13 protein-coding genes are annotated in these 9,892 nt (G+C 65.4%); 4 read left to right on the top strand and 9 right to left on the bottom strand.

What is annotated here, in order from left to right:
• Window positions 1-136 precede the first annotated feature (136 nt).
• Both ACNFG0_RS20865 and ACNFG0_RS20860 read right to left on the bottom strand, forming a co-directional pair.
• Complete coding sequence (locus ACNFG0_RS20865) at window positions 137-1,009, bottom strand: carbon-nitrogen hydrolase family protein (RefSeq protein ID WP_196166185.1); 873 nt, start codon at window positions 1,007-1,009, stop codon at window positions 137-139.
• Window positions 1,006-1,596 (bottom strand): GNAT family acetyltransferase, encoded by a 591-nt coding sequence (locus tag ACNFG0_RS20860; protein WP_196146279.1) that lies wholly within the window; start codon window positions 1,594-1,596, stop codon window positions 1,006-1,008. The genes ACNFG0_RS20865 and ACNFG0_RS20860 overlap by 4 nt, the downstream gene beginning before the upstream one ends.
• Before the next feature lie 115 nt (window positions 1,597-1,711).
• Here ACNFG0_RS20860 and ACNFG0_RS20855 point away from each other — a divergent pair, with 115 nt between their 5' ends.
• Window positions 1,712-2,110 (top strand): nuclear transport factor 2 family protein, encoded by a 399-nt coding sequence (locus tag ACNFG0_RS20855; RefSeq protein WP_196146280.1) that lies wholly within the window; start codon window positions 1,712-1,714, stop codon window positions 2,108-2,110.
• 200 nt (window positions 2,111-2,310) lie between these two features.
• Here ACNFG0_RS20855 and ACNFG0_RS20850 read toward each other — a convergent pair whose 3' ends face one another.
• The 6 genes from ACNFG0_RS20850 to ACNFG0_RS20825 all read right to left on the bottom strand — a co-directional run bounded on the left by ACNFG0_RS20850 (window position 2,311) and on the right by ACNFG0_RS20825 (window position 7,066).
• Complete coding sequence (locus ACNFG0_RS20850; RefSeq protein ID WP_196146322.1) at window positions 2,311-2,889, bottom strand: DJ-1/PfpI family protein; 579 nt, start codon at window positions 2,887-2,889, stop codon at window positions 2,311-2,313.
• 80 nt (window positions 2,890-2,969) lie between these two features.
• On the bottom strand, window positions 2,970-4,127 hold the full coding sequence (locus tag ACNFG0_RS20845) for a phospholipase D-like domain-containing protein (protein WP_196146281.1): 1,158 nt from the start codon (window positions 4,125-4,127) through the stop codon (window positions 2,970-2,972).
• Between the two features lies 1 nt (window position 4,128).
• Window positions 4,129-4,710, bottom strand: a complete 582-nt coding sequence (locus ACNFG0_RS20840; RefSeq protein ID WP_416766213.1) for a YceI family protein — start codon at window positions 4,708-4,710, stop codon at window positions 4,129-4,131.
• A 44-nt stretch (window positions 4,711-4,754) separates the two neighbouring features.
• Entirely contained in the window at window positions 4,755-5,051 is a 297-nt protein-coding gene (locus ACNFG0_RS20835; protein WP_196146283.1) for an amidase, read from the bottom strand.
• On the bottom strand, window positions 5,048-6,136 hold the full coding sequence (locus tag ACNFG0_RS20830; protein WP_416766211.1) for a serine hydrolase domain-containing protein: 1,089 nt from the start codon (window positions 6,134-6,136) through the stop codon (window positions 5,048-5,050). Before ACNFG0_RS20830 ends, ACNFG0_RS20835 begins: the two co-directional genes overlap by 4 nt.
• Window positions 6,137-6,178: 42 nt before the next feature.
• Entirely contained in the window at window positions 6,179-7,066 is an 888-nt protein-coding gene (locus tag ACNFG0_RS20825; RefSeq protein ID WP_416766210.1) for an acyl-CoA dehydrogenase, read from the bottom strand.
• A 134-nt stretch (window positions 7,067-7,200) separates the two neighbouring features.
• Between ACNFG0_RS20825 and olsB the strand changes: the two genes are divergently transcribed.
• Window positions 7,201-7,956, top strand: coding sequence for an L-ornithine N(alpha)-acyltransferase (gene olsB / locus ACNFG0_RS20820; protein WP_196146285.1), 756 nt, complete (start codon window positions 7,201-7,203; stop codon window positions 7,954-7,956).
• The gene (locus tag ACNFG0_RS20815; RefSeq protein ID WP_196156098.1) at window positions 7,956-8,744 is read left to right on the top strand and encodes a lysophospholipid acyltransferase family protein; all 789 of its coding nucleotides are present in this window, start codon (window positions 7,956-7,958) and stop codon (window positions 8,742-8,744) included. Before olsB ends, ACNFG0_RS20815 begins: the two co-directional genes overlap by 1 nt.
• A 36-nt stretch (window positions 8,745-8,780) precedes the next feature.
• Here ACNFG0_RS20815 and ACNFG0_RS20810 read toward each other — a convergent pair whose 3' ends face one another.
• On the bottom strand, window positions 8,781-9,353 hold the full coding sequence (locus ACNFG0_RS20810) for an ACP phosphodiesterase (RefSeq protein ID WP_196146287.1): 573 nt from the start codon (window positions 9,351-9,353) through the stop codon (window positions 8,781-8,783).
• 153 nt (window positions 9,354-9,506) lie between these two features.
• Here ACNFG0_RS20810 and ACNFG0_RS20805 point away from each other — a divergent pair, with 153 nt between their 5' ends.
• Complete coding sequence (locus tag ACNFG0_RS20805; RefSeq protein WP_416766209.1) at window positions 9,507-9,809, top strand: ArsR/SmtB family transcription factor; 303 nt, start codon at window positions 9,507-9,509, stop codon at window positions 9,807-9,809.
• Window positions 9,810-9,892 lie beyond the last annotated feature (83 nt).

Raw genomic sequence — 9,892 nt, 5'->3', positions numbered from 1 at the left:
GCGTGGCGTTTTATTTTACCAACCCCGGGGGCCGGTTTGCGGCCCGTTCGGCGCCCCACGCCCGACCCACAACCCACCACACCCGCCCTGTCGGCGGGCCTTTGTGCCGCGAACGGGCTGCAACGCATCTGCGCTATCAGCTCACGCATTCGAACTGCTCCGGCCAGTCGCGCCGGATGAATACCTGCCCCTCGCGCCGCACCTGGCGTACCGCGTCCAGATCCACCTCGCAGACCAGCCAACGGCTACGCGCCGGGCACAGCTCGGCACTCTCGGCGACCACCCCGTTGCTCGGCATGCCGTGATCCGGCGGCACGAACAGCCCTGCCCGCCCGATATTTTCATCCAACGCTGGCGACCAGGCCGCCATACCCACCGTTGGGCTTTGCAGAACCGCGATCTGGTTCTCCAATGCCCGTGCTTGGGCCCCAATGCGCACTCGGTGGTAGCCAGCCTCGGTGTCGGTGCAGCTCGGCGCCAGGATCAGGTCGGCGCCGCCTTCAGCCAAGTGGCGGGCCAGCATGGGGAACTCGTTGTCATAGCAGATCAGGATGCCCAGGCGCCCCAAGGCCGTGTCGAACACCTTGAGCCCTTGACCTGCCGCGATCCCCCACTGTTCCCGCTCGAAGCGGGTCATGATCAGCTTGTCCTGGTACCCCAGCACGCCGTCCGGGCCGAACAGCCAGGCACGGTTGCGATAGCAGCCATCGGCATCGAGCACCGGCAGGCTGCCCGGCTGAAGATAGATGCGCCAACGCCGGGCAATGCTTTCGCACAGCGCCAGCCAAGGCTCGACCAACGGCTGGATACCCGAAATGGAGCCCTTCAGGTCGCTGCGCTGATCCGACGCCAGCTGGCCGCTGAGCACCAGGCCTGCATACTCCGGCAACAGCAGCAACTGTGCACCGCCCTCGACGGCCTCAGCGCACAAGGCCTGGAAGTGGTCGGCATAGGCCTCCCAGGTCTCGTGCAGCTCGATGGCGTACTGGCAGGCGGCGAGGCGGATCATATCGGCAGTTCCTTGAGCCAGAACGACATGATCTTGGACGACGCCTGTTCGTCGTCCAGGTCGCGCCAGGCGTAGGTCGTGCGCAGGGACGGGTCGTGAAGGAAGCCGCGGTTACGCCAGAATCCATGCAACGGCTTGTAATCCGAAGGCCGTCGCGGGTGCCCGGCCGGGCGTTCCACGGCGCAGAAGGCGCAATAGTCGAACTCGGCGAGCTTGTGGGCGTAGGACTCGCGCTCGATAAAGAAGCGCACGCCCAGCCCCTGGCCACGGTAGGCCGGCAACAGCACCGACTCGCCGAAGTAATAGACGCTGGCCGGATCTCGTCCCTGGGCCAGGAACGGCTGCTGAAACTCGGGCGTTTCGTCGACCAGGGGCAGGCCGGTGGAGGCACCGACCACCTTGCCCTGGTCGATGGCCAGCACCGCCAGGCTACGCCCGGAGCGGGCATAAGTGGACAGGTAGTCGGCCTCGTACTCCGGCGTACCGTCGTAAAGGTAGGGAAACTCGCGGAACACCGTCAGGCGCAGGCGAGCGAGGTCATCGATGTAAGGCGCAATGGCTGCGCCGTGCAACAGGCGGATTTCCATGCGTAGCGGTCGTTTTGTCGATGTGGATGACGCGCTCGGCTAAGCCGGGCTTGAGGGGAAACCCTATCATCCGGGCCAAGCCATTCCCTTTCCCGTACACGACAGGAACATTGCCATGACCGCTACCGAGCTTGTGAACGCCTACTACGCAGCCTTTAACGCCGGGGACATGCCGACCTTCCTTGGTTTGTTGAGCGAGGACGTGATCCACGACATCAACCAGGGCGAGCGGCAGATGGGGAAGGCGGCGTTTGCCGGGTTCATGGAGAAGATGAACCGCTGCTACCGGGAGCGGCTGGCCGATATCGTGGTCATGCAGAATGCCGATGGCAGCCGGGCGGCAGCGGAGTTCACGGTGCATGGGGAGTACCTGGCCGATGACGAGGGCTTGCCGCCGGCCAAGGGGCAGACCTATGTGCTGCCGGCTGGCGCGTTCTTCTACATTCATTGCGGGAAGATTGCGCGGGTGACCAACTATTACAACTTGAATGATTGGATCGAGCAGGTTGGGTAGGGTTTTCTCTTTGGCTGGGCTGGGCGCCCTCATAGAACAACGCATAACTAGTGGATTTTTCGGGCCTTGTGGGAGCGGCACCGCCGCTCCCACAAGGGGGCGGCGTAGCCCGAACGGCTGGGTAATTTCCCACAGGGACGGCGCAAGCTCGAGAATTAGGCGGTCCCTGCAACAACCACTCAACCGACCCAACCAGCCGATCAGGAAATCCGCGTCCCAAGCACCTTGAGAAACGCCGCCAGCCAAGCCGGATGCGCTGGCCAGGCTGGCGCAGTCACCAGGTTCCCATCCACATGCGCCTGGTCCATGGCAATATCCACGAATCGCCCCCCCGCCAACCGCACTTCCGGCGCACATGCCGGGTACGCACTGCAGGCCCGCCCCTCCAGCACCCCGGCAGCCGCCAGCAATTGCGCCCCATGACACACCGCCGCAATCGGCTTGCCCGCCTGGTCGAACGCCTTCACCAACGCCAGCACCCGCTCGTCCAGCCGCAGGTATTCAGGCGCCCGCCCCCCTGGGATCAGCAACCCGTCGTACCCCTCGGCCCGCACCTGCACGAAGTCGTAGTTCAAGGCAAAGTTGTGCCCAGGCTTCTCGCTGTAGGTCTGGTCCCCCTCGAAATCATGGATCGCCGTGCGCACCGTCTGCCCCGCCAGCTTCTCCGGGCACACCGCATGCACCGTATGGCCGACCATCTTCAGGGCCTGGAACGGCACCATCACCTCGTAGTCCTCGACGAAGTCGCCCACCAGCATGAGAATCTTCTTGGCCGTCATCGCATCCACTCCGTTGCGTTGCATGGGAACAATCCCTGCACGATAGTCTGCTTCCACGCCGACGGGTATCCGCTGCAACGCTAATCGCGACGATTGAGCAGGTTGACCACCAGGCGGTCCAGCCACCCCCACATCCGCTGCTGCATCCGGCGCCAGAACGGGCGAGCGTTCCAGCGCCCCAGGTCGACCTCCTGGCTGAGGCCAAAGTCCCGCTCGAAACTGGCCACCACCGCAGCAGTCAAGGGCGGGTCGAGGGCCTCGACGTTGGCCTCGAGGTTGAAGTGCAGGTTCCAGTGGTCGAAATTGCACGACCCGACACTGACCCAGTCGTCCACCAGCACCATCTTCAGGTGCAGGAAGCACGGTTGGTACTCGAAGATCCGTACGCCGGCGCGCAGCAGGCGCGGGTAGTAGCGGTGCCCGGCGTAGCGCACAGCCGGGTGGTCGGTGCGTGGGCCGGTAAGCAGCAGGCGCACGTCGATGCCTTTCTGCGCGGCGCGACGCAAGGAACGGCGCACGCTGAAGGTCGGCAGGAAATATGGCGTCGCCAGCCAGATACGGCGTTGACCACTGTTCAAGGCACGCACCAGCGAATGCAGGATGTCCTGGTGCTGACGGGCGTCGGCATAGGCCACCCGGCCCATGCCCTGGCCCTGGGCCGGCACCCGTGGCAGGCGCGGCAGGCCGAAGCCTTCCGGCGGACGCCAGGCGGTACGTCGATTGTTGGCATGCCATTGGCGGTCGAACAACAACTGCCAGTCGGTGACGATCGGCCCCTCCATGCGCACCATCACTTCATGCCACTCGCTGGTGTCGACTCCCGGCGTCCAGAATTCATCCGTGACACCCGTGCCACCTACCACCGCCCAGCGCTCATCCACCAGCAGCAGTTTGCGGTGGTCACGGTAGAGGTTGCGAAACCCGCGTCGCCAGCGGATGCGGTTGTAGTAGCGCAGGTAGACCCCGGCGGCCTCCAGGCGCTCGCGCAAAGCCGAAGGGAATGCCAGCGAGCCGTAGTCGTCGAACAGGCAGCGCACCCGTACACCACGGGCAGCGGCCTGCTCCAGGGCCTCGACCACCGCCTCGGCACAGGCTCCCCCTTCCACCAAGTACAGTTCCAGGTCGATCTGGAACTCGGCGCGCACGATCGCCAGGAGCATGCGCGGGAAAAAATCGGGGCCGTCGATCAGCAGCTCGAATTCGTTGCCATCCCGCCAGGGGAAGACCGGCCCGGGCATGTCAGCGCGCGGAGAAGATCAGCACCGCGCTCACCGGCACCGATGGGCTGATGGAAGAGGCACCGGCGAGCTTGCGCAACGTCGCCAGGCCCGGCAGCAGGTCGAAGTCCTCGGCACGCAGCAACAGGGGCTCCAGGGTCACCACCTGGAAACGACGCTCGTCCAGGCGAGTGGCCAACAGCAGGGTGCTGTAGCTATGCGACTGGCCATGCAGGGTCACGGTCACCGGCAGGCGCAACTCCACCTGGGCACCGTTGGCCAGGTCGTTGATCGGGCCCAGGTCGATCTTTGCCTGCACCGTGGCTTCGGGGAACTTGGCGACTTCGAACAATTCCTTGCGCATGCGCTCGTCACGCAGCGGGATGCCGCCGCTGACCGAGTCCATCTCGATGCGCAGCTGCGCAGCGCCGTTACGATCCACTGTGCCGTGGAACACCAAAAAGCGGTGTACCTCGGCAGTATCCCCATTCTTGCTGGTGACGAAGGACAGGCGCGACGACTCACCATCGAGGTGCCAGTTGGCATGGGCAGGCAGGCACAGGGCCAGCAACAGGGCGGGTAACAGGCAGGGCAGCTTGAACATGGGAAATCCTGTGTAACAAGGCCGTCAACCTTACCCGCACGCCCTCACGGCAGCAAGCGGCAGCCCTCGCGCGCGCCCTGCCAGGCCGCCTGGTGGCGACGCCCCAGGCCTTCGGCGAGTACATGCCGTTCGACGCTGTCTTCCTCCAGCCGCCCCAAGGGCAGGTACTGCTTCACGTACCCTCGGCAATAGGCCTGGTCGAAACCCATGACGAAGCGGCACGAGCAATACTCCTTCGCCGAGTACGCCGAGAGGATGCCTGGGAAGTCCGCCAAGGCCTGGCGCTCGTACCAGGCCCAGGCCAGCAGGGCCAACACCAGCCCAGCCAATACGCGCTTCATGCACCCTCCCCGGCCATGGCCGACAATATTCGCTCGAGCAGCTCGTCGTGCCGGTAGCGGCCATCTCGGTCATCGGCGTAGCGCACGATCACCAGCTTTCGCGACGGCACGACATAGAGCGCCTGCCCCCAGTGGCCAAGCGCAGCAAAAGTGTCCTCCGGCGCGCTGGGCCAAGGCCGGGAGCTACCCGGCAGGGGTTGGTTGAGCCACCAGTGCCCGCCGGGGTTGGCTTCGCCGGGAATCGCCTGGGCATGCGCAAACAGCTGTCGGTTGAAGGCCACCCAATCGGCCGGTAGCACTTGCCGGCCGTGCCACCGCCCATCACGCAGCATCAGCAGGCCGATGCGGGCAAGGTCGCGGGCACTGAGATAAAGGTACGAGGAACCCACGTAGGTACCGGCACCGTCACGCTCCCAGACCGCGCTGCGAATGCCCAGCGGCTCGAACAGCGCCTGCCAGGGATACGCCTCGTAACGACCTGGCACCAGCATGCCGCGTAGGGCCGCGGCCAGCAGGTTGCTGTCGCCGCTGGAGTAGCGAAAGCCTTCGCCAGGCGCCTGGGCAGCCGGCTGCGAGGCAGTGAAGGCCGCCATGTCGCTGTGACCCCGGGTATAGAGCATGGCCACCACCGATGACTTGAGCGGCGCGTATTCATAGTCCTCCTGCCAGGCCAGGCCACTGGCCCAGTGCAGCAGGTCGACCAGGCGTAACCGGGGGTGGGCGTGAAGCAGCGGGTAGTAGCGCGACGCCGGGTCCTCCAGAGCGAAGCGCCCCTCGCCGTAGGCAACGCCGAGGACGGTGGCGAGCACGCTCTTGCTCACCGACCAGGTCAGGTGCGCCGTGTCCGGCCCGGTGGGCGCGGTGTAACGTTCGTACAGGATGCGGCCATCGCGCACGATCAGCAGCGCATCGGTGCGTGCCCCTGTGCGCCCGCCCTCGTCACGTGGCGGGAAGGCGTACGCGTCCACCGCCTGCCAGTCGATCTTCGCAGGTTCACGGCTCCAGTTCGTCTCCGGCCACGGCTCGGCCCAAGCCGAAAGGCTCACCAGGCCCAGGACACCCAGCAGTTTCCCCAACACACCCATGGCCAGCCCTCACATCGCGGATCGGGCGAGCCTGCCAGGGTTTCATGACAGCCCGGCGGCGGCCCAGGCCTTCTGCAAACGTTTCTCCCGGGCCGCCGTGGCCAACGCCAGCACGCCCTGATCGCGCTGCCACAGCTGCGCCCATTGCGCCGGGCCTGCGGCCAGCGCCTTGTCGATGGCTTCACGCAGGCTCTGGAACTGGGCGAACAAGCCCCCCAGCAACAGGTGGCAGGCCGCACTGTCCGCGCATTGCCGGCTGCCTTCGGCGCAACCGCCGAGCAACCCCAGCAAACGCAGCTGCAGGTCCTGAGGCCAGCCGCTCTCCTGGCCGACGCCGTACAGCCAAGCTACCAGTGCAGCGAGCACGTAAAGGTCCTCGAGGGAACGGAAGGGCTTGACGTAGGCGTCCCAACCGTCGCCTGCCAGTAGTTCGCAGCTGGCCTGGTGCAGTTGCAGGCGGGCATGCCCGACCTCAGGCATCAACGGCAACGTAGGCAAAGGCTCCAGTGCGACACCGGGCTCCCCTGGGTAGACCACGGCCAGTTGCAGGCGTGGCGCCTCCCCCTGCCCTTCGCTGCGCGCGGCCACCAGCAACCATTCGGCCTCCAGGCCTGCGGTGACGAAATCCTTGCGGCCGGTCAGGCGCAGGTCCTCGAGGCGGGTCTGCATGTCCGCCGGCCGTACACTGCGCCGCTCGGTGGCACACAGGGCGCCCAAGCTGGCAGGGGCACTGGGCCAGAGCACGCGCAACGCCGCCTGGTAGCCCACCAGGAACGCCAGGCCGGGGGTGGCCATGGCCCGGCCGCCCAGTACGGCGAGTTCGAAAGGTGTGGCGTGCCCCAGCCGCTCGAGCAACGCGCCATGGCCTTCGCCCAGGGTGGCTGCCAGGGGTTGCCGGCAGGGGTCGTTGAGTCGTTGCAACCAGGCCATCGGGCACTCCTCGTCAGGGTTGTCACGCAAGCATCACCAAAGGTTCATGGGGGTGACACCGCGCATACCTAGGCTGACTTTGCACAACAAAGCCGACCGGCCGCAACCCTTTGGCTGGCTTAGGGAGACTCGCAATGACTCGGATCGCTCGCTCTGGCGACAACAGCACTGAACGCCGTCTGCAAGCCGAACGCCTGGTCGGCGCCGCGGCGCTGCAGGAAGCACAGGCCCTGCGCTTCAAGGTGTTCAGCGCCGAATTCCAGGCCAAGCTCAAGGGCGCTGAGCAGGGCCTGGACATGGATGACTACGATGTCCATTGCCGTCACATCGGCGTGCGCGACCTGGCCACCGGGCAATTGGTCGCCACCACCCGCCTGCTCGATCACCAGGCCGCCAGCAGCCTGGGCCGCTTCTACAGCGAAGAAGAATTCAGCCTGCACGGCCTGCTGCAACTGCAGGGGCCGATCCTGGAGCTCGGTCGCACCTGCGTCGACCCGGCCTACCGCAACGGCGGCACCATCGCCGTGCTCTGGGGCGAGCTCGCCGAAGTGCTCAACGAAGGCCGCTACAGCTACCTGATGGGTTGCGCCAGCATTCCCATGCAGGACGGTGGAGTGCAGGCCCATGCCATCATGCAGCGCCTGCGCGAACGCTACCTGTGCACCGAGCACCTGCGCGCCGAGCCGAAGAACCCACTGCCGAAGCTGGCCCTGCCGGGCAATGTGATTGCCGAGATGCCGCCCTTGCTCAAGGCCTACATGCGCCTGGGTGCCAAGATCTGCGGCGAGCCGTGCTGGGACGAGGACTTCCAGGTCGCCGACGTGTTCATCCTGCTCAAGCGCGACGACCTCTGTCCACGCTACGCCCGCCACTTCAAGGCGGCGGTCTGATGCCGAGCCTGCGGGTACTGGCCCGCCTTTCCCGCCTGGTGCTGGTCCTGCTGCTAGGCATGGCCATGGCCAGTGTCATCGCCTTGGGCGAGCGCCTGGGCCTGGACGCCTCCACCGAACGCCGCCAGCGCTGGACGTGCCTGTTCATGCAGCGTCTGGTCGCGGCCCTGCCTTTCCAGGTACGCGTGGTGGGCAGCCTGCCGCAGCGGCCGATGCTGTGGGTCAGCAACCATGTGTCCTGGACCGACATTCCCCTGCTCGGCATGCTCACGCCGTTGTCGTTCCTGTCCAAGGCCGAAGTGCGGCATTGGCCGTTGGCAGGCTGGCTGGCGGAAAAGGCCGGTACGCTGTTCATCCGCCGTGGCGGTGGCGACGGCCAGCGACTGTCCCAGCAAATCGGCAACCAGTTGGGCGAACACAGGCCGTTGCTGATCTTCCCCGAAGGCACCACCACCGATGGCCGAAGCGTGCGCACCTTCCATGGCCGCCTGCTCGCCGGTGCCATCGACCAGGGCACACCGGTACAGCCAGTGGCGATCCAGTACCTGCGCGGCGGCGAGCCAGACCCGATCGCGCCCTTCATTGGCGACGACGACCTGGTTTCACACCTGATGCGCCTGTTCGATCAACCGCCGGGCGAAGTGGTCATCCATTTGTTGCAGCCGATCGCGAGCGCCGGCCTGGAGCGGGCGGCCCTGGCGTTCCAGGCACAGCAGGCGGTTCACATGGCCTTGTTCGGGGTGGAAGATCTCGGCAGCGTGCCGCGGCGTCAGGCGCGGGCGGCCTGAAAGCCCAATCGCGGGCCGTCATTGGCAACGCCCAATTCACCTGCCCGCCGCCGCGAAGACCTGCAGCTGTGGATAAAACTCCCGGAAATCCGCCATCAACGGTTCGTATAGCGCGTCCAGCTCCTGCATCACCCCGCTCATCCCCTCCGGTCGCGACAAGCGCCGGGCGATTCCGTTGAACACCTGCTCCAGCGTGGCGAAGTCGCCATAGGCACCCAACCAGTCATCGGCGGCCATGAACGGCGCGATCCGCGCCAGGCGCCCAGGCAATTCGGGTTCGGCCAGCAGCACCCGGTAAAAACTTTGAGTGAATGCTGCCAGCGGCTGCTCGGCATAGTCGCTCCAGTGCCGGGCCAGGCAATGGTCGAAGAACACGTCCAGGATGATCCCTGCATAACGCCGCCGCTCCCGCGGGAAACGCGCCAAGGCCGCCAGCACCAGGGGATGGCTGTCGGTGTAGCTGTCGATGTGCCGGTGCAGACGGATCGCGGCCTCCAGCGCTGGCGGGAAGCGCCCCTCGAGCGAGCCTTTGACGAAGTCGCCATACAAGCTGCCCAGTAATTGCTGCGGCTCGTCGCCGCCTAGATGAAGGTGTGCAAGGTAGTTCATGGCGCCAGTCTAGCACTGCGGCCATCAATATCGTTATAACGCGATATAGCGATTCGCGCTCAGCTCAGAACATCTTCATATTTGTATATCGCGAAACATCGATTTATATTTCGCCACATCGCGATATAACGCTACACACCAAGAGCCACCTCCATGCCTCTCGATCTCGACGAAATAATAAAAGCCCTTTCCCACCCGGTAAGGCGAGAAATCCTCATCTGGCTGAAGGACCCGGCGGCGCAGTTTCCCGACCAGTACCACAGCACCGAGCACGGCGTGTGTGCCGGGCAGATCGACCAACGCTGCGGCCTGTCGCAGTCGACCGTCTCCGCCCACCTGGCCACCTTGCAGCGCGCGGGGCTGATCACCAGCCAGAAGATCGGCCAATGGCACTTCTTCAAACGCAACGAAGAAACCATCCAGGCCTTCCTCGAGCAGATGAGCCAGGAGCTCTGACCCGAACCTGTCTTGCCCTTCAACCAGCACGGCCGTGTGCCGGGCTGACAACCGCTCCCAATTGACTCACGCGAGGCTTAACA

Origin of the sequence: Pseudomonas sp. NY15372, assembly GCF_048068215.1 — a bacterium.
Classification (GTDB): domain Bacteria; phylum Pseudomonadota; class Gammaproteobacteria; order Pseudomonadales; family Pseudomonadaceae; genus Aquipseudomonas; species Aquipseudomonas guariconensis_A.
Note: the sequence above shows the minus strand (reverse complement) of the source record. Positions and strands in the feature narration are given on the sequence as shown.